General features: G+C 52.9%; 25 protein-coding genes and 1 tRNA gene. 10 read left to right on the top strand and 16 right to left on the bottom strand.

The features are described 5' to 3' along the window. Nucleotides 1-78: 78 nt before the first annotated feature. Genes ACLJXE_RS01880 through yejF form a run of 4 tightly spaced genes read left to right on the top strand, consistent with a single transcriptional unit; the run spans nucleotide 79 to nucleotide 5,604 of the window. The gene (locus ACLJXE_RS01880) at nucleotides 79-1,893 is read left to right on the top strand and encodes an extracellular solute-binding protein (protein WP_410749940.1); all 1,815 of its coding nucleotides are present in this window, start codon (nucleotides 79-81) and stop codon (nucleotides 1,891-1,893) included. Continuing rightward, entirely contained in the window at nucleotides 1,894-2,988 is a 1,095-nt protein-coding gene (locus ACLJXE_RS01875) for a microcin C ABC transporter permease YejB (RefSeq protein WP_410749939.1), read from the top strand. Then, the gene (locus ACLJXE_RS01870; protein WP_286629115.1) at nucleotides 2,988-4,013 is read left to right on the top strand and encodes an ABC transporter permease; all 1,026 of its coding nucleotides are present in this window, start codon (nucleotides 2,988-2,990) and stop codon (nucleotides 4,011-4,013) included. Before ACLJXE_RS01875 ends, ACLJXE_RS01870 begins: the two co-directional genes overlap by 1 nt. 1 nt (nucleotide 4,014) lies before the next feature. Beyond that, on the top strand, nucleotides 4,015-5,604 hold the full coding sequence (yejF, locus tag ACLJXE_RS01865; RefSeq protein WP_410749938.1) for a microcin C ABC transporter ATP-binding protein YejF: 1,590 nt from the start codon (nucleotides 4,015-4,017) through the stop codon (nucleotides 5,602-5,604). Between the two features lie 3 nt (nucleotides 5,605-5,607). Here the strand turns inward: yejF and ACLJXE_RS01860 are convergent, their stop codons facing one another. From ACLJXE_RS01860 to rsuA, 3 genes are all read right to left on the bottom strand, one after another. Further along, complete coding sequence (locus ACLJXE_RS01860) at nucleotides 5,608-5,952, bottom strand: YejG family protein (RefSeq protein WP_410749937.1); 345 nt, start codon at nucleotides 5,950-5,952, stop codon at nucleotides 5,608-5,610. A gap of 332 nt (nucleotides 5,953-6,284) precedes the next feature. Then, complete coding sequence (locus ACLJXE_RS01855; RefSeq protein ID WP_410749936.1) at nucleotides 6,285-7,475, bottom strand: Bcr/CflA family multidrug efflux MFS transporter; 1,191 nt, start codon at nucleotides 7,473-7,475, stop codon at nucleotides 6,285-6,287. A 15-nt stretch (nucleotides 7,476-7,490) separates the two neighbouring features. Further along, complete coding sequence (gene rsuA / locus ACLJXE_RS01850; RefSeq protein WP_410749935.1) at nucleotides 7,491-8,198, bottom strand: 16S rRNA pseudouridine(516) synthase RsuA; 708 nt, start codon at nucleotides 8,196-8,198, stop codon at nucleotides 7,491-7,493. A 151-nt stretch (nucleotides 8,199-8,349) separates the two neighbouring features. Here rsuA and ACLJXE_RS01845 point away from each other — a divergent pair, with 151 nt between their 5' ends. Next, entirely contained in the window at nucleotides 8,350-10,110 is a 1,761-nt protein-coding gene (locus ACLJXE_RS01845) for a DEAD/DEAH box helicase (RefSeq protein ID WP_410749934.1), read from the top strand. Between the two features lie 124 nt (nucleotides 10,111-10,234). Next, nucleotides 10,235-10,519 carry a 50S ribosomal protein L25 gene (gene rplY / locus ACLJXE_RS01840; protein WP_286629110.1) on the top strand — a complete coding sequence of 95 codons (285 nt, stop codon included), beginning with the start codon at nucleotides 10,235-10,237 and terminating at the stop codon, nucleotides 10,517-10,519. Nucleotides 10,520-10,638: 119 nt separating this feature from the next. Here the strand turns inward: rplY and yejK are convergent, their stop codons facing one another. Then, nucleotides 10,639-11,646, bottom strand: a complete 1,008-nt coding sequence (gene yejK / locus ACLJXE_RS01835; protein WP_271456611.1) for a nucleoid-associated protein YejK — start codon at nucleotides 11,644-11,646, stop codon at nucleotides 10,639-10,641. A gap of 134 nt (nucleotides 11,647-11,780) precedes the next feature. Between yejK and ACLJXE_RS01830 the strand changes: the two genes are divergently transcribed. The 4 genes from ACLJXE_RS01830 to narP all read left to right on the top strand — a co-directional run bounded on the left by ACLJXE_RS01830 (nucleotide 11,781) and on the right by narP (nucleotide 14,806). Further along, nucleotides 11,781-12,008 (top strand): YejL family protein, encoded by a 228-nt coding sequence (locus ACLJXE_RS01830; protein WP_003027506.1) that lies wholly within the window; start codon nucleotides 11,781-11,783, stop codon nucleotides 12,006-12,008. 31 nt (nucleotides 12,009-12,039) lie between these two features. Then, complete coding sequence (gene yejM / locus ACLJXE_RS01825) at nucleotides 12,040-13,800, top strand: LPS biosynthesis-modulating metalloenzyme YejM (RefSeq protein ID WP_410749933.1); 1,761 nt, start codon at nucleotides 12,040-12,042, stop codon at nucleotides 13,798-13,800. 74 nt (nucleotides 13,801-13,874) lie between these two features. After that, nucleotides 13,875-13,951, top strand: a tRNA-Pro gene (locus tag ACLJXE_RS01820). 207 nt (nucleotides 13,952-14,158) lie between these two features. Further along, entirely contained in the window at nucleotides 14,159-14,806 is a 648-nt protein-coding gene (gene narP, locus ACLJXE_RS01815) for a nitrate/nitrite response regulator protein NarP (protein WP_286629103.1), read from the top strand. Between the two features lie 95 nt (nucleotides 14,807-14,901). Here narP and ACLJXE_RS01810 read toward each other — a convergent pair whose 3' ends face one another. The 12 genes from ACLJXE_RS01810 to napG all read right to left on the bottom strand — a co-directional run bounded on the left by ACLJXE_RS01810 (nucleotide 14,902) and on the right by napG (nucleotide 23,855). Beyond that, nucleotides 14,902-15,951: a cytochrome c-type biogenesis protein CcmH gene (locus ACLJXE_RS01810; protein WP_410749932.1), complete on the bottom strand. Its 1,050-nt coding sequence runs from the start codon at nucleotides 15,949-15,951 to the stop codon at nucleotides 14,902-14,904. After that, nucleotides 15,948-16,505 carry a thiol:disulfide interchange protein DsbE gene (gene dsbE, locus ACLJXE_RS01805; RefSeq protein WP_260863843.1) on the bottom strand — a complete coding sequence of 186 codons (558 nt, stop codon included), beginning with the start codon at nucleotides 16,503-16,505 and terminating at the stop codon, nucleotides 15,948-15,950. Before dsbE ends, ACLJXE_RS01810 begins: the two co-directional genes overlap by 4 nt. Then, nucleotides 16,502-18,457: a heme lyase CcmF/NrfE family subunit gene (locus ACLJXE_RS01800; protein ID WP_286629100.1), complete on the bottom strand. Its 1,956-nt coding sequence runs from the start codon at nucleotides 18,455-18,457 to the stop codon at nucleotides 16,502-16,504. The genes dsbE and ACLJXE_RS01800 overlap by 4 nt, the downstream gene beginning before the upstream one ends. Next, a complete protein-coding gene (ccmE, locus tag ACLJXE_RS01795) occupies nucleotides 18,454-18,933 on the bottom strand; it encodes a cytochrome c maturation protein CcmE (protein WP_005129319.1) in 480 nt (159 codons plus the stop codon). Before ccmE ends, ACLJXE_RS01800 begins: the two co-directional genes overlap by 4 nt. Then, nucleotides 18,930-19,142, bottom strand: a complete 213-nt coding sequence (gene ccmD / locus ACLJXE_RS01790) for a heme exporter protein CcmD (protein ID WP_410749931.1) — start codon at nucleotides 19,140-19,142, stop codon at nucleotides 18,930-18,932. Before ccmD ends, ccmE begins: the two co-directional genes overlap by 4 nt. Beyond that, on the bottom strand, nucleotides 19,139-19,876 hold the full coding sequence (locus ACLJXE_RS01785) for a heme ABC transporter permease (RefSeq protein WP_061068190.1): 738 nt from the start codon (nucleotides 19,874-19,876) through the stop codon (nucleotides 19,139-19,141). Before ACLJXE_RS01785 ends, ccmD begins: the two co-directional genes overlap by 4 nt. Before the next feature lie 88 nt (nucleotides 19,877-19,964). Next, complete coding sequence (gene ccmB / locus ACLJXE_RS01780) at nucleotides 19,965-20,624, bottom strand: heme exporter protein CcmB (RefSeq protein WP_410749930.1); 660 nt, start codon at nucleotides 20,622-20,624, stop codon at nucleotides 19,965-19,967. Next, nucleotides 20,621-21,238: a cytochrome c biogenesis heme-transporting ATPase CcmA gene (ccmA, locus tag ACLJXE_RS01775; RefSeq protein ID WP_086523394.1), complete on the bottom strand. Its 618-nt coding sequence runs from the start codon at nucleotides 21,236-21,238 to the stop codon at nucleotides 20,621-20,623. The genes ccmB and ccmA overlap by 4 nt, the downstream gene beginning before the upstream one ends. Before the next feature lie 13 nt (nucleotides 21,239-21,251). Next, nucleotides 21,252-21,854 (bottom strand): cytochrome c-type protein NapC, encoded by a 603-nt coding sequence (gene napC, locus ACLJXE_RS01770; RefSeq protein ID WP_096756434.1) that lies wholly within the window; start codon nucleotides 21,852-21,854, stop codon nucleotides 21,252-21,254. Between the two features lie 9 nt (nucleotides 21,855-21,863). Next, nucleotides 21,864-22,313, bottom strand: coding sequence for a nitrate reductase cytochrome c-type subunit (gene napB, locus ACLJXE_RS01765; protein WP_048212558.1), 450 nt, complete (start codon nucleotides 22,311-22,313; stop codon nucleotides 21,864-21,866). Next, nucleotides 22,310-23,173: a quinol dehydrogenase ferredoxin subunit NapH gene (gene napH / locus ACLJXE_RS01760; protein WP_286629096.1), complete on the bottom strand. Its 864-nt coding sequence runs from the start codon at nucleotides 23,171-23,173 to the stop codon at nucleotides 22,310-22,312. Before napH ends, napB begins: the two co-directional genes overlap by 4 nt. Further along, nucleotides 23,160-23,855: a ferredoxin-type protein NapG gene (gene napG, locus ACLJXE_RS01755; RefSeq protein WP_137384108.1), complete on the bottom strand. Its 696-nt coding sequence runs from the start codon at nucleotides 23,853-23,855 to the stop codon at nucleotides 23,160-23,162. The genes napH and napG overlap by 14 nt, the downstream gene beginning before the upstream one ends. Nucleotides 23,856-23,860 lie beyond the last annotated feature (5 nt).

Here is a 23,860-nt window from a genome sequence, read left to right as displayed (position 1 = left end):
TTTCACTCGCCACCCCAACCTCTATTGCTCAGGCAAGAAGCCTGTCAGGTTGTGGCAGGACAAGGAAACCTCTGTGATATGATTCCTCGCGTACTGCTTCTGTTTATCGCCCTTATTGGGCTTAGCGTTCATGCCCAATCCATCAAAGAAAGCTACGCCTTTGCCGTGTTGGGCGAACCTAAGTACGCGTTTAATTTTAATCATTTTGATTATGTTAACCCTGCGGCCCCCAAAGGCGGGCAGCTCACCCTCTCCGCCCTTGGTACCTTCGACAACTTCAACCGCTACTCGATGCGTGGCAACCCTGGCGCACGCACCGAAACGCTCTACGATACGCTGTTTACCACCTCAGATGACGAACCCGGCAGCTACTACCCGCTCATTGCTGACAGAGCGCGTTACGCCGATGATTATTCATGGGTAGAAATCGCGATTAATCCGCGGGCCCGTTTTCACGATGGTTCACCCATTACCGCACGCGATGTCGAATTCACCTTCCATAAATTTATGACCGAAGGCGTACCGCAGTTTCGTTTGGTCTACAAAGGAACAACGGTAAAGGCAATTGCTCCGTTAACAGTGCGAATTGAACTCGCCAAACCGGGCAAAGAGGATATGCTCAGCCTGTTTTCCTTACCCGTTATGCCCGAAAAGTACTGGAAAGATCACAAGCTCAGCGACCCCTTGTCGTCACCACCACTTGCCAGCGGCCCTTATCGCATCAGTCAATGGAAAATGGGACAGTACATTGTTTATTCGCGCGTTAAAGATTATTGGGCGGCAAACCTGCCCGTCAATCGCGGACGCTGGAACTTTGATACCATCCGCTACGATTACTATTTAGATGACAACGTCGCTTTTGAAGCGTTTAAGGCCGGAGCATTCGACCTGCGACTTGAAAACGATGCAAAAAATTGGGCAACCCGTTATACCGGTAAGAATTTCGCGAATCATTACATTGTCAAAGACGAACAAAAGAATGAGTCCGCACAGGACACTCGATGGTTAGCCTTTAATATTCAACGACCAATGTTTAGTGACCGACGTGTACGGGAAGCGATTACGCTGGCCTTCGATTTTGAATGGATGAATAAGGCCCTGTTTTATCATGCCTGGAGTCGGACAAACAGCTATTTCCAGAACACCGAGTATGCAGCCAGAAGCTATCCCGATGCGGATGAACTGGTGATCCTTGCGCCTATGAAAAATGAGCTGCCACCGGAGGTCTTTAGTCAAATCTATCAACCACCGATGTCGAAAGGCGATGGCTACGATCGTGAAAACCTGTTGAAAGCCGATGCGTTACTACAACAGGCGGGGTGGATACTGAAAGGGCAACAACGGATAAATAGCACCAGCGGAAAACCGCTGACCTTCGAGTTATTACTCCCGGCTGGCAGCAACAGCCAGTGGGTATTGCCATTCCAGCATAACCTACAGCGGTTAGGTATTACGATGAATATCCGCCAGGTCGATAACTCGCAAATCACTAACCGCTTGCGCAGCCGTGACTATGACATGATGCCCAGGCTCTATCGCGCGATGCCGTGGCCAAGCTCAGACCTGCAAATTCTCTGGGCCTCTGAATATATAGACTCCAGCTATAACGCGCCCGGTGTGCAAAGCCCGGTCATTGATAAACTGATTAGCCAGATCATTGCCGCACAAGGGAATAAAGCCAAACTGATCCCGTTGGGGCGGGCACTGGACCGGGTATTAACCTGGAACTACTATATGTTGCCGATGTGGTACATGGCAGAAGATCGTATAGCCTGGTGGGATAAGTTTTCGCATCCGGCTATCCGTCCGATTTATACCATTGGCATCGACAACTGGTGGTATGACGTCAACAAAGCGGCGAAACTTCCCGCAGCCAGACGACAGGGAGAGTAAATGGGCGCTTATCTGATTCGACGTCTGCTGCTGGTGATCCCCACGCTCTGGGCCATCATTACTATCAACTTCTTCATCGTACAGATTGCACCTGGCGGTCCTGTTGAGCAGGCCGTCGCCGCCATTGAGTTCGGACAAAGCGGTGCGTTGCCCGGTGCGGGCAGCGAAGGTGTTCGCGCCAGCCACGCGCAAACCGGCGTTGGGAATATCAGCGACAGTAACTACCGTGGCGGCCGGGGCCTTGACCCGGAAGTTATTGCGGAAATTACCCGTCGCTACGGATTCGATAAACCCATTCATGAACGCTATTTCAAGATGCTCTGGGACTATATCCGTTTTGATTTTGGCGACAGTCTGTTTCGCAGCGCCTCTGTTCTTACGCTCATCAAAGACAGCCTCCCGGTGTCCGTTACCCTGGGGCTCTGGAGTACACTCATCATCTATCTGGTGTCGATTCCACTTGGTATCCGCAAAGCAGTCCACAACGGCAGTCGTTTTGACGTCTGGAGCAGCGCATTTATTATCATCGGCTATGCCATCCCCGCCTTCCTGTTTGCCATTTTATTGATTGTCTTTTTTGCCGGGGGCAGCTATTACGACCTGTTCCCGCTACGTGGGCTCGTTTCCGCTAATTTTGACGCCCTGCCGTGGTATCAAAAAATGACCGATTATCTGTGGCACATTACCCTGCCGGTACTGGCAACCGTGGTGGGTGGGTTCGCCGCGCTGACCATGCTGACTAAGAACTCATTTCTGGATGAGGTACGTAAGCAGTATGTCGTGACGGCGCGTGCCAAAGGTGTTAGTGAAAAAAATATTCTATGGAAGCATGTGTTCCGCAATGCCATGTTGCTGGTAATCGCAGGATTTCCCGCCACATTTATCAGCATGTTTTTCACCGGTTCACTGCTGATTGAAGTGATGTTTTCGCTTAATGGTCTGGGATTACTGGGGTATGAATCTACCGTATCGCGCGACTATCCCGTGATGTTCGGCACACTCTACATCTTCACCCTGATCGGCCTGTTGCTCAATATCCTCAGTGATATCAGCTATACGTTGGTCGATCCTCGTATTGATTTTGAGGGACGCTAATGTCGCGATTAAGCCCCGTCAATCAGGCCCGCTGGGCGCGTTTTCGTCATAACCGTCGCGGCTACTGGTCATTATGGATTTTTTTGGTGTTGTTTGGCCTTAGCATGTGTTCCGAGCTGATCGCTAATGATAAGCCACTGTTGGTACGCTATGACGGCAGCTGGTATTTCCCTCTGGTTAAAAACTACAGTGAGAGCGATTTCGGCGGCCCGTTAGCAACAAAGGCTGATTACCAGGATCCGTGGCTGCAACACCGTCTGGAGAACCAGGGTTGGATACTATGGGCCCCCATTCGGTTCGGCGCGACCAGCATCAACTTTGCCACCGATAAGCCCTTCCCTTCTCCGCCCTCTGCACAAAACTGGCTGGGTACTGACGCAAATGGTGGTGACGTGCTGGCGCGTATCCTTTACGGCACCCGCATCTCAATTCTGTTTGGCTTGATGCTGACCCTGTGCTCCAGCGTCATGGGGGTGATGGCTGGCGCACTACAGGGATATTATGGCGGTAAGGTAGACCTATGGGGACAACGGTTCATCGAAGTGTGGTCCGGTATGCCAACGCTGTTTCTGATTATATTGCTATCCAGCGTCGTTCAGCCTAACTTCTGGTGGCTATTAGCTATCACCGTGCTGTTTGGCTGGATGAGCCTGGTTGGCGTGGTACGCGCAGAATTTCTGCGCACCCGAAACTTTGATTACATTCGCGCAGCGCAAGCGCTCGGAGTTAGCGATCGCAGTATTATTTTGCGTCATATGTTGCCGAATGCGATGGTTGCCGCCCTGACCTTTTTACCGTTTATTTTATGCGCCTCAATCACCACGCTCACCTCGCTGGATTTTCTCGGGTTCGGATTACCGCTCGGCTCTCCATCACTGGGAGAATTGCTGTTGCAGGGTAAAAATAACCTTCAGGCCCCGTGGCTTGGGATCACCGCGTTTGTCTCCGTTGCCCTCTTATTATCGCTACTGATTTTTATTGGTGAAGCGGTACGCGACGCATTTGATCCCAATAAGGCGATTTAAGATGACACAACCTCTGTTAGCCATTGAGAATTTATCAGTCGGTTTTCGTCAACAAGATACCGTACGCACTGTAGTCAACACACTCTCTTTGCGCGTTGATGCCGGGCAAACGCTGGCGCTGGTGGGTGAATCGGGTTCAGGTAAAAGCGTCACCGCGCTTTCGGTGTTGCGTCTGTTGCCCACGCCGCCTGCAGTGTACCTCTCCGGTGATATCCGCTTTCACGGTGAATCATTACTTCACGCTAACGAGCAGACGCTTCGCGGTGTACGGGGAAATAAAATTGCCATGATTTTCCAGGAGCCAATGGTGTCGTTGAACCCATTGCATAACCTTGAAAAACAGCTCTATGAAGTCCTGTCTTTACATAGGGGAATGCGTCGGGAAGCCGCACGGGCAGAAATTCTGACCTGTCTGGATCGTGTAGGCATTCGCCATGCAGCGAAACGCCTTACTGATTATCCTCACCAGCTTTCCGGCGGCGAGCGCCAGCGCGTAATGATCGCTATGGCGCTGTTAACCCGCCCGGAGCTATTGATTGCCGACGAACCCACAACTGCGCTGGATGTCTCTGTGCAGGCGCAAATTCTGCAACTGCTGCGAGAATTGCAGCGTGAGCTGAACATGGGATTGCTGTTCATCACTCATAATCTCAGCATCGTGAGAAAGCTGGCCGATTCCATTGCCGTCATGCAGAACGGTCAATGCGTTGAACAAAACCGTGCCGAGCCACTGCTTGCTGCACCAACCCATGCCTACACACAGAAACTGTTAAATAGTGAACCCTCTGGCGATCCAGTCCCTTTACCCGCCGGACAACCGCCATTACTGGAAGTGAATGGGCTCAGCGTCGCCTTTCCTGTACGTAAGGGTATTCTCAAGCGCGTGGTGGATCATAACGTGGTGGTTAACAACGTCAGTTTTGCCCTCAGGCCCGGTGAAACACTGGGGCTGGTGGGCGAATCAGGATCCGGGAAAAGTACCACCGGTCTGGCGCTGCTGCGATTAATCACATCGCAAGGCAGTATTGTGTTCGATGGTCTGGCGCTGCATGCCTTAAATCGTCGCCAGCTGTTGCCAGTACGTCACCGCATTCAGGTTGTCTTTCAGGACCCCAACTCTTCATTGAATCCGCGTTTGAGCGTATTACAAATTATTGAAGAGGGATTGCGCGTTCACCAGCCAACACTTTCGGCTGAACAGCGGGAAGCGCAGGTAAAAGCAGTGATGGCTGAAGTCGGACTCGATAGCGAAACCCGCCATCGTTATCCTGCAGAGTTTTCCGGTGGTCAACGCCAGCGCATAGCCATTGCCAGGGCATTGATTCTCAAACCCTCGCTGATCATTCTGGATGAGCCGACATCCTCGCTCGACAGAACCGTACAGGCACAAATCCTCACACTGTTAAAGTCCTTACAGGAAAAGCATCGTCTGGCCTATATCTTTATCAGCCATGATTTGCATGTTGTACGTGCGTTATGCCATCAGGTTATTGTGTTGCGGCAGGGAGAAGTCGTGGAACAGGGGCAATGCGAGCACGTATTTAACGCGCCACAACAGGCCTATACGCGTCAGCTGCTCGCGCTAAGCTGACGCTCAAAACGGATTGTTGTTTGAAAAAGGTTCTGCAATGGCCACGCCGAAATTTTTCAGCCTGCAGGTCGCGGCAAACTCATCCTGGCGATTCACAAACAGACACGGTTCCCCTTCACATTCCAGTACGGAACAAGGAACTTCAATATCGCTAAGCGCCTGGCTGAGTTTATGCATGACTGACCACGCACTGTCACCATCGGGACTGAGTAATTTTAACGCTACCAGACTATTTTCTGTACTTTGGCCATTGTGCGGAATCGGTTCAACCTTTGAACCTGCGAAACCCACCGACCAACGATAGCACTGTGGCAGACGATGAACGATTGAGAGTTGTAATGTAGTCACTTTCTTTCCCCGGAAGCACAATTACTTCACAATTATTTTACACTAATATTAACACATCATTGACAACACGTCTTTAACAGTTCGTAAACGTTTACATCCAGTCCGCATGCGGCTTACTTAGCCAGATAGTTAAATTTATTCGTCGTTTCGGACATCTTTGCGGGCTATATGTACTCGTTTCTGCGATCTAACTCAACCTTTTTAACTACAATGATGTGACTTTTTACATAAATTGATTTTACATAAAATAAACATTACTGGGGGGAATGATAGATTTGGGGTTGATATGCATCAACTCCGGAGGCTTTATGGCCTCCAGGTTGTGTATTAGATCACCGTTTTTTGGCGCGACTGGCGTAGAGATAGAAGAGAATTGAGCTGGTGGCGCAAAACGCAATCGACCAAATCATTGGCCAGGCTGAGTTAAAGGTCGCCAGCGACAAGAGCGCGCCAACAATAGCGCCAATGCCAAAACGAAACGTCCCTGCTAACGATGAGGCCGTACCGGCCATGTGTGGAAACTCATCCAGAATGACCGCCATCGCATTTGATGACACCATCGACACGCAACCTACAAACGCCGCAACACCGACAACCAGTGCCCAGAATCCAATGCCGAACAGCGCGCTGAATACCATCCAGCACGCCATCATAAACTGGATCCACAGCCCGGTACGGAACATATTTAGTGCACCAACCCGACGAACAAAGCGACTGTTAATGATCGTCATCACAAACAGGAAAACGATGTTCAGTGCAAAGTAATAACCGAAATGCTGCGGTGAAACATGGTTGATTTCAATGTAGACAAAGGGACCTGCGCTCAGGAAAGAAAACATCCCGGCAAAGCTAAACCCACTGGCCAGCATGTAACTCAGGACGCGCTTGTGGCGAAACAGCGAGGCAAAGTTGCCCAGAGTAGTACGCAAGCGAAACGGCTGACGACGCTCAACGGGCAAGGTCTCCTTGATCAGCGTAAAGATCATCCCCGAGGCCAGAATCGCCGCCACAGCGAGGATCCAGAAGATATAGTGCCAACTTAGCCATACCAGCACCCAACCGCCCACAATAGGCGCCATCAGTGGTGCAATCGTCGTCACCAGCATGACAAATGACATCATGCGCGAGAATTCTTCCTTCGGATAGATGTCGCGCATCAGGGCATTGATGACCACGCTTGCCGCCGCTGCCGCCAGACCGTGGAAGAAACGCATAGTGATCAACTGATCGATAGTTTGCGCCAACGCACAGGCGACCGCTGCCGCCGCAAACACCAGAGTCCCTCCCAGTATCACGGGTTTACGCCCGATGCTGTCGGCCATCGGCCCATAGATCAACTGCCCCACCGCGAACCCCAGAATATAGGTACTGAGGGTCATTTGCGCGCTGCCTGCCGGCACGCCAAATTGAGCAGAGATCACCGGCAGTGCCGGAAGATACATATCGATCGACAACGGCATCAACATGGCCAACAAGCCAAGAATAAAAACAATGGCAATTGAAGAGTTCTGCCGGGTGGTCACATTTAGCTCCTGATATTAACGCGGGGTTAAGTTAACGCTGGCGATTTCTTCTTCAGTCAATGGACGGTATTCACCGGGCTCCAGATCCTCATCAAGCTTGATGGCACCGATGCGTTCACGATGCAGTTCCACAACGTGATTCCCGACAGCAGCAAACATGCGTTTAACCTGATGATAGCGCCCTTCACTGATGGTCAAACGTACCTGAGTCGGCGTAATCATTTCCAGCACAGCCGGCTTCGTCAGATCTTTCTCGTTATGCAATTGCACACCACGGGCAAACTGCTCAGCGGTATCGTCTGCCACCGGTGATTCCAGCGTTACCCGATAAGTCTTCTCACAATGGTGACGCGGAGAGGTAATGCGATGCGACCACTGACCGTCGTCGGTCATTAACACCAGTCCGGTGGTGTCGATATCCAGACGTCCTGCCGCATGCAGTTTGTGCGCGACAGGTTCGTCGAGAAAATAGAGAACTGTCGGGTGATCCGGGTCATCCGTGGAGCAAACATAGCCCTGAGGCTTATTCAGCATAAAATAGCGTGGGCCAGTCTGTTGAACCAGAGAATTGCCGTCATATTCAACGTCATGTTCTGGCAGCAGCTTAAAGGCACTATTTCTGACGATTTCGCCGTCGACGGTAACACGGTTACCACGGATCTCACGCCCGGCAATAGCGCGGCTGACGCCGAGTTGCTGAGCGATAAATTTATCAAGTCGCATGAGTGTGATTTTGCCTGTAACAATACGGAAATCGGGCGTTATGCCCGAAAAGTGGAGCCGTTTTCCGCTCAGTATAACGAGCTAACAACTTCCCTCAAGGGAAAAAGATTCGTGGCATACTATACGCGAGACTGTTACATATTGTGAGCCCATGATTTTTACTCTTCGTCCTTACCAAAAAGAAGCCGTGGATGCCACGCTCAACCATTTTCGCCATCACCGCACTCCGGCAGTTATCGTCCTCCCCACTGGCGCGGGCAAAAGCCTGGTTATTGCTGAACTGGCGCGGGTTGCACGTGGGCGCGTATTGGTACTGGCGCATGTCAAAGAGCTGGTTGCGCAGAATCATGCCAAGTACTGCGCTCTGGGGTTAGAAGCCGATATCTTTGCCGCCGGGTTAAAGCGCAAAGAGAGCCACGGGAAAGTGGTTTTTGGCAGCGTTCAGTCGGTGGCACGTAATCTGGACGCCTTCCAGGGAGAATTCTCCCTGCTCATCGTCGATGAATGCCATCGCATTGGTGATGATGAAGAGAGCCAGTATCAACAGATCCTGACACACCTGACCAACGTAAATCCTCATCTACGCCTGCTCGGGCTCACCGCCACGCCTTTTCGCCTGGGCAAAGGCTGGATTTATCATTTCCATTATCACGGTATGGTACGCGGCGATAAAAAAGCGTTATTTCGCGATTGCATTTATGAATTGCCGCTGCGCTACATGATAAAGCACGGTTATCTGACGCCGCCTGAGCGCCTCGATATGCCGGTCGTACAATATGATTTCAGCCGCCTGCAGGCGCAGAGTAATGGCCTGTTCAGTGAAGCCGACCTTAATCGGGAGCTGAAAAAACAACAACGAATAACACCGCATATTATCAGTCAGATTATTGAGTTTGCTCAGACACGCAAAGGGGTAATGATTTTCGCCGCTACCGTTGAGCACGCCAAAGAGATTGTCGGCCTGCTGCCTGCTGATGATGCGGCGCTTATCACCGGAGAGACACCGGGATCGGAACGTGATGTATTAATCGAAGACTTCAAATCACAGCGCTTTCGCTATCTGGTTAACGTTGCGGTCTTAACCACCGGATTTGACGCCCCACATGTTGATCTGATAGCCATCCTGCGCCCAACCGAGTCGGTCAGCTTGTACCAACAAATCGTTGGACGCGGGTTGCGCCTGGCACCGGGGAAAACTGACTGTCTGATCCTTGATTACGCCGGGAATCCGCACGATCTGTACGCCCCGGAAGTGGGTTCGCCCAAAGGGAAAAGTGACAACATTCCGGTGCAGGTATTCTGCCCTGCCTGCGGATTTGCTAACACTTTCTGGGGGAAAACAACCGCTGATGGCACGCTGATCGAACACTTTGGCCGCCGCTGCCAGGGATGGTTTGAAGATGATGAAGGTCATCGTGAACAATGTGATTTCCGCTTTCGTTTTAAAAACTGTCCGCAGTGCAATGCAGAAAATGACATCGCCGCTCGCCGCTGTCGGGAATGCGATACCGTACTGGTCGATCCGGACGATATGCTGAAAGCGGCGCTCAGGCTCAAGGATGCGCTGGTCCTGCGCTGTAGTGGTATGGCGTTACAACATGGGCAGGATGACAAAGGCGAATGGCTGAAAATTACCTATTATGACGAGGATGGCGCCGACGTCAGCGAGCGTTTTCGCTTACACACGCCCGCGCAGCGAACGGCCTTTGAACAGCTGTTTATTCGCCCACATACCCGCACCCCCGGAGTGCCTTTACGCTGGATAACCGCCGCCGATATCCTCGCCCAACAGGCCCTACTGCGGCATCCTGATTTTGTGGTGGCGCGCATGAAAGGCCAGTACTGGCAGGTACGTGAAAAGGTCTTCGACTATGAAGGTCGTTTCCGGCGGGCACATGAATTACGCGGTTAATTGTACTTTTGATTGATGTACCAGCCGTTTGAGTATAGAATCTCGCCCGCTTTTGCATACGCAAAGCAGATCACTTACCTGTTGCTGGGTCGCCTGTAGCAGGAATTATTAAAGAGAGATTTAAATGTTTACTATCAACGCTGAAGTACGTAAAGAGCAGGGTAAGGGTGCGAGCCGCCGCCTGCGTGCCGCTAACAAGTTCCCGGCAATCATCTACGGTGGCGCAGAAGCCCCGATTGCTATCGAACTGGATCACGATGCAGTTATGAACATGCAAGCTAAAGCTGAATTCTACAGCGAAGTTCTGACCCTCGTTGTTGACGGTAAAGAAGTGAAAGTTAAAGCTCAGGCTGTACAGCGTCACCCGTTCAAGCCGAAGCTGTCTCACATCGACTTCGTTCGCGCGTAATCGCCAACAAGTTGAAGAAAAACCCCGCCCCGGCGGGGTTTTTTTATGGCCGTTGTTTATCGATGGCGACAAAACAAAAGGCCAGATAAGGCGATTAAGCCCATCCGGCATCAACGATATTACTTTCCGCCTGATGTGCGACGCTGCAGTTGGTCACGCAGATTCGGCGGTGTACCTTTGATGGTTAAGGTATCCGTTGCCGGATCCCAGAAAATACGCTCACCCAACAGCATGGCATCAAAGTTAATCGTCAACCCACCGCCGCTCCCGGCAAACTTGGTTAACTGACGCAGTGTACTGCGATCTGCCGGGAAGCTTTCTTCCAGCTCATACCCTTTATCAGCAGTAAACTCACTGAAACTGACTTCACTGACGCCGGAGAGCTCTTTGGACAGCGACTCCAGTTCGATCTCTTCGCCTGCCTGCAGTTGCTCGTTACAGTAGCTGTAGACCTGCTGGCGCACGTTCTGACGCTCAGCCTTATCGAGCTGCGCCTCAGCGGTAAAGTCGTCCACGGCCTGCAACAGGCCACGGTTTTGCGCTTTGGCATTCAGACCTTCGCTAGCGCCAAGGAAATCCATAAAGAAATCGGCAACTTTACGCCCAACCCGCCCTTTCAGGAACGTCAGGTATCGCGTGGACTCCGGGTTGGTTTCCCACTCGGTTAAATCAATACGCGCGACGATGTCCGCATGATTGATATCCAGGTAGTGTGTCGGATTGATATCCAGGTTTTCATTGACGCGCATACTGCTTAAATTATTCAGCACCGCAACCAGAAGATACTCAACCGCCAGATAGCGATAATGGCAGAACAGTACGACACCACCGTCGGCAAAAGGATATTTCGCCAGTTCGTCGCGAAGACGTCCCGTCGCAGCACGACTAAAAGCCAGAAAATCTTCTTCACCCTGGCGCTGTAAGCGCAGCGTTTGCGCCAGCTCGCTCTCTTCGCTAAAGAGGCCATAGGCTTTATTCTTGGCGCTATAAACCCGGTGTAACTCAGCCATCATCTCGACAACCGTCGCTGTCGGTTCCAGTAATGAATCGCGCAAGACCAGCTCAAGATTCTGCTCGTCACGTTTGATAAGCTGGTGCAGGGCAATCTGGTTGATATCCAGACTCATGATAAACTCTCCTTTTAGACCGGGCGGTATTCAACCACCTGCCGGGCAGTGACGCAATAGAAGATAAAAAAGCAGAAAAAAAACTGTCTCTACGGTAATATGTTGCCCTTTCATGAACAGACTGATTTCGATTTATGCCACAAATTTCCCGCTATAGTGACGAACACGTTGAACAATTGCTGAATGAGATGCTCAACGTACTGGAAAAACATAAGGCACCAACCGATCTTTCCCTGATGGTTCTGGGAAATATGGTGACTAACCTTATCAATACAAGCATCGCACCGGCCCAGCGCCAGGCGATTGCGAACTCTTTTGCACGCGCATTGCAGTCTTCGGTAAACGACGACCAAGCGCACTAAGAGCCTGCTCCGGGGAAACGAACAACAGTTTATGGTAACTCATCATCAGCGCTACCGTGAGAAAGTCTCCCAGATGGTTAGCTGGGGTCACTGGTTTGCCCTGTTCAACATGTTGTTGGCCATGGTACTCGGTAGCCGTTACCTGTTTGTCGCCGACTGGCCGACAACGCTTGCAGGGCGTGTTTATTCTTACCTGAGCGTTGTCGGGCATTTTAGCTTCCTGGTGTTTGCCACCTATCTGCTAGTCCTGTTTCCTCTGACGTTTATCGTCATGTCCCAGAGGCTGATGCGATTCTTATCAGCCATTCTGGCGACAGCAGGTATGACGCTGTTGTTGATTGACAGCGAAGTGTTCACGCGCTTCCACCTGCATCTCAACCCCATAGTTTGGGAGCTGGTCATTAACCCTGACCAGAATGAAGCGGCCCGTGACTGGCAGTTGATGTTTATCAGCGTGCCCATCATTCTGCTAATCGAAATGCTGTTTGCGACCTGGAGCTGGCAGAAACTGCGCAGCCTGACGCGTCGCCGCCATTTTGCCAAACCGTTAGCCGCCTTCTTTTTCGTTTCATTTATCGCCTCGCATGTGGTGTATATCTGGGCTGATGCCAACTTCTATCGCCCGATTACCATGCAGCGTGCAAACCTGCCACTTTCCTATCCTATGACCGCACGTAAGTTTCTGGAAAAACATGGTCTGTTGGATGCACAAGAGTATCAGCGCCGCCTGATTGAACAGGGTAATCCGGAAGCGGTCTCAGTCCAGTATCCGCTCAGTGAGCTGCGTTACCGTGATATGGGAACGGGTCAGAATGTCCTGTTGATCACCGTTGACGGTCTGAATTACTCGCGCTTTGAACAGCAGATGCCTGCTCTGGCAGAATTTGCCGGGCAGAATATCTCCTTTACGCGTCACATGAGTTCGGGAAATACCGCAGACAACGGGATTTTTGGCCTGTTTTATGGCGTCTCTCCAAGCTACATGGACGGCATTTTGTCGACCCGAACGCCTGCCGCGCTGATCTCTGCGCTGAATCAACAAGGTTATCAGTTGGGATTGTTCTCCTCTGATGGCTTCACCAGCCCACTGTATCGCCAGGCATTGCTGTCGGACTTCTCGATGCCAAGCGTGCAAACGCAATCTGATGAACAAACTGCAAACCAGTGGATCAACTGGCTGGGCCGCTACGCGCAAGAAGATAACCGCTGGTTCTCATGGGTCTCCTTTAACGGGACCAACCTTGATGACAGCAACCAGAAGAATTTTGCCAAACGCTACGCCAGCGCGGCGCAAGATGTGGATGCAAACATCAACCGTATACTCAGCGCACTGCGTGATTCCGGGAAGCTGAACAATACGGTGGTCATTATTACCGCAGGCCGGGGCGTGCCGCTGACGCAGGAAGAGAATAACTTCGACTGGTCGCGCGGTCATCTCCAGGTCCCCCTGGTTATTCACTGGCCAGGAACACCTGCACAGCGTATTAATAGTCTGACCGATCATACTGACTTGATGACGACGCTCATGCAGCGCCTGCTTCACGTCAGCACCCCAGCAAGCGAGTACTCACAGGGACAGGACTTGTTTAATGCAACACGTCGCCATTACTGGGTCACAGCAGCTGACAGCAGCACAATGGCAATTACCACGCCAGAGATGACGCTGGTGCTCAACAACAACGGTAATTATCAGACCTATGATTTGCGCGGTGAGAAAATTAAAGACCAGAAACCACAGCTGAGCCTGCTGCTACAGGTCCTGACGGATGAGAAACGATTTATTGCTAACTGATTAATTATAAATCAGTTAGCAAGACATCCTCTTGCATTCGTGGTGGAAAGCAGTAGTATTAGCAGCCATAACGTCGGCACGTAGCGCAGCCTGGTAGCGCACCGTCATGGGGTGTCGGGGGTCGGAGGTTCAAATCCTCTCGTGCCGACCAAAATTCCCCAAAAAAACCAACCGTAAGGTTGGTTTTTTTATGCCTGCGATTCAATGGTCCGCACCACCACCACGACTTTCCACACAGGTTTTACTACTTACCCATGGACAAATTGGGGTAAAATTTATCCTCTCATCAGCACATGGAATCTGGACGATTTATGTGCTGAAAACAATAATGATACTAATAAAAACTCAGGAGAAAAGTATGCCTGAAGCAACGCCTTTTCGGGTGCTGATTGTTGACGACCACCCACTGATGCGGCGAGGAATTAGTCAATTATTGCAACTGGATAGCGCATTTGATGTGGTCGCTGAAGCCGGCGATGGCGCAAGTGCTATCGATCTGGCAAACCGTCTGGATCTTGATGTGATCCTGCTCGATCTCAATATGAAAGGCATGAGCGGACTGGACACCCTGAATGCGCTACGCCGGGATGGCGTCACTGCACAAATTATTATTCTTACCGTTTCGGATTCCGCCAGCGATGTGTACGCCCTGATTGATGCCGGCGCGGATGGCTATTTGCTTAAAGATAGCGATCCTGAAGTCCTGCTGGAAGCCATTCGCGCTGGCGCAAAAGGAGGTAAAGCCTTTAGCCAACGCGTCAGCGATTATCTGCGGGAACGGGAACTGTTTGGCGCGGAGGAAGATCCGTTCAGCGTACTCACCGAACGTGAGCTGGATGTGTTACATGAACTGGCTCAGGGATTATCGAATAAACAGATTGCATCTGTACTGAATATTTCCGAACAAACGGTGAAAGTGCATATCCGCAACCTGCTGCGAAAACTTAACGTCCGCTCTCGCGTTGCCGCCACCATCCTGTTTTTGCAAACACGCGGAATGCAGTAATCGATAAGATGCCGGATGCGACGCCTCAGCGTCTTATCCGGCCTACAAGGCCCGTACAGGCCCGAAAGCTGCGCGCCATCGGGCAATCTGAACGCTTATTTCTCCTGCGGCGCTAACTGTTCCATCGCCTGTTTGATGCTGCGCTCAATTACCGCCCGACGGGTATCATTGGCGGGCAATAATTTCAGCATCATCTCCCACGCCGCAACCGCCTCACCGAAGCGCTGCTGTTCGAAAGCGTTAAAAGCGTACATGCTCAGTACGCGCACATTCGCATGTTCGCTCCTGACCAATTGACGTAACAACTCCCCACCACGACGGTTATCATCTGGATCGGAAGAACGGGTCAACGCTTCAGCATAACCCAGCGCAGCATCGCTGTTTTTAGGATCCAGTCGGTATGCATTGGCATACGCTTCAGTCGCCGTACTGGCATTACCGAGAACCATGCCTATGCGACCAAGCATAATCCAGCCTTCAACGTTTCCGGAATCGGTTTGCAGCCGGGTGCGTAATCCCAGCGCCAGACGCGCCATATCCTCTTCATTCAGCGGTTCAGCCTTTGGATCTAACGCCCGCTCCAGCAACGCCGGAGCCTGTGCAGTCGCCTGTTGCCAGACCTTAACCTGCTTATAACTGCCGGTTAGGTAATAGCTCACCGCGCCCACCACCAGCGCCACGATCACGCCGGGTATAAAGAGTCCTAATCCACCGCGTTTACCGTCGGGGGTAATATCATCAGGAAATTCTTCCTGCTTCACTCGTACACGACGGCGTGAACGGGCAAAAATAATCCAGCCCCCCAGACCAATTGCCACAACAGGCATCACCCACAGCAGCACAGTCAGCGGCGTCAACGGCGGATCATACGTCACGAAGTTGCCGTAACGCGCCACCATGTAATCGACAATTTCTTTCTGGCTTTTCCCTTCCTGCATCAGTTCGTACACCTTCTGACGCAGATCGGTGGCAATCATTGAGTTAGAGTCAGCAATGCTGTTGTTCTGACACTTGGGGCAGCGTAACTGTTCAGTGAGCTGACGGAACTGCTGTTCCTGCGCCTCATCTTTGAACTGCATCACGTCAATAGTGGCCAGCGCCGATCCCGAGATAACCAGCATCAGCAGGCCCAGAAAGAACCTCATTGCGCCGCCTCCTTACTGTATTTATCCCACAATGGTTTGATCTCGCTTTCCCACACCCTGGCGTTTAAGTCGCCGGCATGACGATAGCGAATGATGCCTTTACCGTCGATCAGGAATGTTTCCGGTGCACCATACACGCCAAGATCCAGCCCGAGCATACCGTCACCGTCAAACAGACTTAAGGCATACGGATTGCCCAGCTCTTTCAGCCAAACGATGGCTTTTTGACGATCGTCTTTATAGTTCAACCCAACGACCCGCACGCCTTGTGCCGACAGCTGGTTCAGATACTGGTGCTCAGCGCGACAGGTTGGACACCAGGTCGCCCAGACGTTCAGCAGCACCGGTTTCCCTTGCGTCAACACATCAGCCTGGTAATGCTGGCCCGGATTTTCCAGTGACTCCAAACGGAATGTCGGCACCGGCTTACCGATTAACGCCGATTCCAGATTCGTCGGGTCGTCTCCCTGTGCGTTACGTGCCAGTTGCCACAGCAGCGCCGCTGCAATAACGAGAAAAATAATAAATGGAATTAACAATGCATTGCGCTTCATACAGCCTCCGGCGCGTTTTTTTGCGCAGCAGCACGAGGACGTGTGCGCTGGCGATAGCGTGGATCAAACAGGCAGAACAACCCGCCCAGCGCCATCAGCAACCCTCCGGCCCAAATCCAGCGAATAAACGGTTTATAGTACAGACGCACTGCCCACGCGCCGTTGTCCAGCTCTTCGCCTAATGCAGCGTACAAGTCACGCGTCAGTCCGCCATCGATCGCCGCTTCGGTCATCATTGAACTGGTGCTGTTGTAAAAGCGTTTTTCCGCATGCAGCGTCGCTTCCGGCTTGCCATCACGGGTAACACCAATCACGGCCACGCCCCCCCGATAGTTAGGTCCGGTAATATCTTTTACTTCGCGGAAAGTGAACTGATAATCATGGATACTGACGCTATCGCCCGCCTTCATTCGCACATCACGTTCAACGCTGTAGTTCTGGCTAAAGGCAATACCGACAATGGTAACAGCCAGCCCCACGTGACCTGAAACCATGCCCCAGTAGCTCGGCGTCAGCTTCGTGCCACGCGAAATACGCAGGAACGCTTCGGACATAGCCAGCACAAATATCCAGCATGCCATTGCCATACCCACGACCGTCATGGCAGCGATGCGGTCTTCAAACAACCACGGCAGCAGCACGGACAGTACCAGCGTGGTAACAAATGCGACAATCAGTAGCGTTTTCAGCTTACGCGGTCGGTCACGTCCCCAGCGCACCAGTGGCCCAATCCCCAGCAATAGCGCAAACGGTGCCATCAGCCAGGTAAACATGGTATTGAAGAATGGCTCGCCAATCGAAATACTGCCCAGTCCCAGTTGCTTGTGCACCAACGGCAGCAGCGTACCCAGCAGCACCACCAGCATCGCTGCAATCAGCAGAACGTTGTTCCCCAGCAGCAGCGATTCGCGCGACCACAGCGCGTTATTGACCCGCGAGCGAACCTTGTGTCCACGTACCGCAAACAGCAGCAGGGAACCGCCGATAACCAGCACCATAAAAGCAAGAATGAACATCCCGCGCGACGGGTCAGAGGCGAAAGCGTGCACCGACACCAGTACCCCCGAACGCACCAGGAACGTCCCCAGCAAGCAAAGCGAGAAGGCGCATATTGACAGCAGCAACGTCCAGGCTTTAAAGCTGGCACGTTGTTCGGTCACTGACAGCGAGTGCATCAGCGCAGTCCCCACCAGCCACGGCATAAACGAGGCGTTCTCAACCGGGTCCCAGAACCACCAGCCGCCCCAGCCCAGTTCGTAGTATGCCCACGCAGACCCGAGCACAATACCCAGTGTCAAAAACACCCATGCAGCCAGCGTCCACGGACGGGAAAAACGGGCAAAGGTGCTATCCAGACGCCCGCTCATTAGCGCGGCAATCGCAAAAGCAAACGCCACAGAGAAACCGACATACCCCATATACAGCAATGGCGGATGGAAGATCAGCCCCGGATCCTGCAATAGCGGATTCAGGTCGCGGCCTTCAATAGGAAAATCTGGCAACGTGCGGGCAAACGGATTGGAGGTAAACAGGATAAACAGCAGGAAGCCAACGCTGACCATGCCCATCACCGCCAATACGCGGGCGACGATATCCAGCGGCATCCGCTGGCTGAACAACGCCACAGCGAACGTCCAGCCGCTCATCAGCAACACCCACAGCAACAGTGAGCCTTCATGCGCGCCCCATGTCGCGGCGACGCGATACCAGACCGGAAGTTGCGTATTGGAGTTACTGGCGACATAGGTCACGGTAAAATCATTGACCACAAATGCGTTAATCAGGACCAGAAACGCGCCCATCACACAAATAAACAACAGCCAGGCGAATGGCCGCGCAGAGGCCATCATCCGCACATCGCCACGCGCGACACCCCACAGCGGATAGACCGAGAGCAGTAATGCAACGCCGAGCGCCAGGCACAATAGTCCATTGCCAATTTCAGGCATCATGACGTTTTATCCTTATAAACACTTTCCGGGCGACGGTGGTTCTCCTGCATCGCTTTTTCGACTTCCGGCGGGGTGTAATTTTCATCATGTTTGGCAAGGACCTCTTTGGCCTGCACATGATTACCCTGATCCAGTTCGCCCTGAACAACAACGCCCTGCCCTTCACGGAACAAATCCGGCAAAATGCCTTCATACGTCACATCCACCACGCCTTCGGCGTCATAGATGCTGAAGTTAACTTTCAGCGACTGCGGGTCGCGCTTCACACTACCCGGCATAACCATTCCGCCAACGCGCAGGCGTTGACCGACTTCCGGCATCTGCTGAGTTTCGCGCTTGCCGTAGAGTATTTCTCCCGGCGTATAGAATAAATCGATATTGGAACGCAGTGCGTAGAGCACCAGCGTGATGGTCAATGCCAGGCCCGCCAGCACCGCACAGGCTATCCATAACCGATTTTTACGTCGAATATTCACGCCGCCTCCCGTTGAGCTTGCGCTGCACGCATGCGGGCTTCCCGCGCCCGTTGTTGCGCCACCCCGCGCAAAATCGCGCGATGCTGTAGTGCAGAATGCAGCACCAGCACCGCCAGCGGAATTACGCTCATGGCTACGGCCAGCCAGACATATAAGGCGTAACCGCCCATTGCGAAAAAATCACTCCATGATGCAAATGCAGGGGTCATTGGCGGCCTCTTTTTAAGATCAGTTCACTCACCCACGGGCGGCGTTTTTCCATCAATAAAATCAGATTACGCATGCGCATCAGCGCCAGCGTGACAAACAGAAGTAGATAGCCAACGATCGCCAGGCGCAGTGGCGTACGCATCGCCGGATCAATACTTTGCTGCATACGGGTCGACCCCTGGTGCAACGTGTTCCACCACTCAACCGAGTAGTGAATAATCGGTAAGTTCACGACACCAATCAGCACCAGAATGCCAGCAGCACGCCCCGCCAGGCGGCGGTCATCAAACGCATGCCACAGCGCAATGGCACCAACATAGAGAAACAACAGCACCAGCTCAGAAGTGAGTCGGGCATCCCAAACCCACCAGGTTCCCCACATCGGTTTTCCCCATGCAGAGCCCGTCACCAGTGCAATAAAGGTAAACACTGCGCCAACGGGTGCCATCGCAGCCAGCGCCAGATTGGCCATTTTCATCTGCCAGACCAGGCCGATAAATGCGGCAACCGCCATCGACGCGTAAATGCCCATCGACCAGATTGCCGCCGGGACGTGCAGATAGATGATGCGATAGCTCTGCCCCTGCTGATAATCCGCTGGCGCGAAACCAAATCCCCAAACCCATCCTGTTACCAGTACCACTGCGCTGGCAATCGCCAACCATGGAATAAACCAGCCACAGACCTGATAGAGACGTGGGGGCATCGCCAGTTGATGAAGTGTTTTCCACATAGTTCAGTCACCAGACTCAATAAATTAGTAAATTTCCGTTTTACCGGAGGGCGGCTTCGCCTTGTCCGGCCTACAAGTCATATCTGCGCTATTGCACGCTGATACGTAACGCAGCCGCCGTCGCAAAGGGACTTAACGTGGCGCTTCCTACCAGTAGAGCGCCAAGAATCGCCATATACCCCTCAACGGGTAAGTGCATCGAGGCGGCGTCCATCGCAGCGGTTGCAAAAATCAACAATGGAATGGTTAGCGGGAGTACCAGCACGCTCAACAGCACGCCACCGCGTTTTAACCCCACCGTCAGTCCCACGCCAGGTGCGCCGAGAAAACCCAGCGTCGGCGTTCCAAGCAGCAACGTCAGCGCCATAATTTGCCAACCATACATATCCATTCCCAGCAGCAATGCCACCAGCGGCGAGAGAATCAGCAGCGGCAAACCTGTTACAACCCAGTGCGCCATCACCTTCGCCAGCACCACAGCCGGTAGCGGCAATGGCAGCAGCATCAATTGTTCGAGGCTGCCATCCTGTAAGTCATCCCGGAATAAACGTTCCAGCGCCAGTAATGATGCCAGCAATGCCGCCACCCAGATAACGCCCGGTGCAATGCGAGCCAGCAGCTGTGGCTCCGGCCCTATGCTGAGCGGGAACAGGGTTATGACGATCAGGAAAAACCATAACGGATTGGCGATCTCTGCACTATGACGGAACGCAACTCGCAGTTCTAAACGGAAGATTTGCCACATCATTGCGCGGCCCTCTCGCTGGTCAGCGCAATACGTCGCACTTTATCGGTCTCAACACCCAGAGGCTGGTGCGTGGTAAGGATCACAATACCACCCTGCTCTGTATGCTGTGCCATGCGCTGAGTCAGTCGCTCAACGCCGTGCACATCAATTGCCGTAAAGGGTTCATCGAGGATCCACAGTCGCGCGCGGGTCAGCCAGAGGCGAGCCAGTGCCACGCGCCGCTGTTGTCCGGCGGAAAGTTGATTAACAGGAATATCTTCATATCCGGCGAGACCTGCCTGCGCCAGCGCCGCCAGACAATCGCCATCATGATGGAAAAACCGCAGATTCTCCAACGCCGAAAGCCGGGTTTTTATCCCCGGCTGATGTCCGATCCACAGTAGTTCCTGATGGTAGCTGTCCCGCACCTGGTGCAGCGATTTCCCTTGCCAGCAAACCTCTCCGGCGTCAGGACGAGCCAGCCCGGTGAGCAACCGCAACAGGGTGGTTTTCCCTGCGCCATTACTCCCGGTAATTTGTACCCATTCCCCTGCATTGACGCGAAATGACAGATCGCTAAACAGTATTCTGTCATCTCGCTCACAGAGCAGTTCTCTGGCCTCAAGCATCCTGATTATTTACATCCTGTTAAAAGCCCGGTTTGACTTCGCGCATATCAGGTAGTTTGTGTGCAATCCCTTTATGACAGTCAATACAGGTCTGCCCTTCTTTCACGGCCTGGTCATGCATTTTTGCCGCAACACCTTTCTGGGCGGTTAAATCCATAAACTCGAAGTTGTGACAGTTCCGACACTCCTGCGAGTTATTGTCTTTCATACGCCGCCACTCATTTTGCGCCATCGTTAAACGATGGTCTTCAAATTTTTGCGGTGTATCTATCAACCCCAGTGCTTTCGCGTACAGCTCCTTGCTGGCCTTGATTTTGCGGATCATTTTCGGACCCCACTCATGGGGAACGTGGCAATCAGGGCAAGTCGCGCGCACACCGCTGCGGTTGTTGTAGTGTACGGTTTCCATATATTCCTGGTATACCGTATTGCGCATTTCGTGACAGCTAATGCAGAACTCTTCAGTATTGGCCTTTTCCATACCGGTATTAAAGCCGCCCCAGAAAATAATGCCGCCCACAAAGCCGATTAACAACAGCGTGCCGAGCGCCAGACGGCTGGGGCGACGCCACCATTGCCAGACGCGCTTAATCCAGCCTGGTTTACGGTTAGAATTTTCCATAATGACCTCTTATTTCCCGTAACCTTTCGAGGGGGTGAAGGTATTTTCAACAATCGGTGCCGCATCAGCCTGCGGGACATGACACTGCAGGCAGAAGTAACGACGCGGAGCGACTTCAGCCAGTACCTTGCCGTTGCTGTCCATAAAGTGCGTCGGGCTGATACGCGGTGCACCGGTGGTGCGGTAGCTTTCAACACCGTGACATTGCAGGCAACGGTTGGTATTGGTAGTCACCTGGTAGCCGTCAACACTGTGCGGAACCATCGGTGGCTGATTCACATAATTCAGTGGCATACGCTCCTGCTCTTTCGGCATGCGAATCGCCCCTTCCTGTGTCCCTGAGACTTCCGGTGACTGGCTCAGATCCACTCCATTTGCAGCCCAAACGGCCCCACTGACTACCAGGGCCAGCGCGGCTGTCCATTGACTCAGCGCTTTAATCAGGTCATGGCTTTTCATGATTTCGCTCCCGAACTCCATCGTGTTGTTATTGTAAAAACATCCTCAGAACAGACATCCACACAGCGACCGCAGGCCATGCAATCGCGACTGGTCACCTGCACCGGGCTTTGCTCATCCAGCACCGGCGCACGTAGCACATGCGGTTCCGGGCAAACATGAAAACAATCCATACAGCGGTTACATCTCTTACGTTCTTTCGCCGAAACGGTTAATGCACCTTTACTACCCAATGCGCCATATAGCGCACCCAGGGGGCAGAGATGCCCGCACCAGCCATGCTCAACAACCAGTAAATCAAATAAAAACAGCGCGAGAATAAGCAGTGCCCCGCTCCCAAAGCCCATTACCAGGCTACGTCCCAGCAAGGAGACCGGATTTATCCATTCCCACAGCAGCGTCCCTGTCAGGGCTGAACCGACCAGGATAACCACCAGCAGGACGTACCGTATATGGCGCGGCAAAGTTGCAGACTGATTCAGGTCAAATCTTCTGCGCAGCCAGCTCGCCAAATCAGTAACCGGATTCATTGGGCAGACCCAACTACAAAACAGTCGCTTACCTGCAAGGGCATACAGGACCGTAATAATGGCGGCCCCTGTTAACGCGACTGTTGCGGGCAGGTGCCCGCTGGCCAGGCTTTGCAGGGTGATCAGCGGATCGGTGAACGGAAGGGTATCCAGCAACAGGCTGCTGCTGTAATTACCATGCAGCACCCACACGCCCAGCCACGGACCGCTGAGAAACATTGCCAGAACCAGGAACTGGCTCAGACGACGCAACACCAGCCAGCGATGGCTCCGCCACCAACCTTTTTTCGCTTGTGCTTCACGCCCCGCATCACGTTTACGATTTGCCATTGTTCCCCTCCAGCCAACCGAAGCGGTAATGGTGTCCCAACTCCCCTTTTGCCAACGAAAGTGGCAACACTTTTATTGCCGGCTGTTCCAGTACGCAGACTTTTTCGCATTTACCGCAGCCAGTGCAGGCATCGCTATGCACGGTCGGAATAAACCGCGCATGCTTACCGGTACGCATGTTGCGATCCAGTTCCAGGGTGATGGCCTCATCGATTTTCGGACACTCGCGATAGCAAACGTCGCAACGCAATCCCTGATAGTTAAGGCAGTTCTCGTGATCCAACAACACCGCCAGTCCCATGCGTGAATCGTCAATAGACTCGATCTCCCTGTCCAACGCGCCACTGGGGCAAACTTTGGCGCACGGAATGTCTTCACACATCTCGCAGGGGATGTCGCGAGCGACAAAATAGGGTGTTCCGGCCGCCAGCCCGGAGGCCAGCGTTGCCAGTTTCAGTGTGTCGTACGGGCAAGCCTGGACGCACTGACCACAGCGCACGCAGGCGCTGGCAAATGCGTCCTCACTCAGAGCCCCAGGCGGGCGCAGCCGCACGCCTGTTGCGCGTGCGGTTTGCTGTTGCAACCCCAGCGCCACGCCAACGACAGCCAGCCCGCCCGCCGCGCGAACCATATCGCGCAGGAAGCGGCGGCGGCCATTTTGGGGTTTTGCTGACCGGGACATAACGC

The sequence above is a fragment of the Citrobacter sp. U14242 genome, assembly GCF_046555775.1.
Lineage (GTDB): Bacteria > Pseudomonadota > Gammaproteobacteria > Enterobacterales > Enterobacteriaceae > Citrobacter.
The sequence above is the reverse complement of the archived record's forward strand: the minus strand, read 5'-3'. Positions and strand labels throughout refer to the sequence as shown.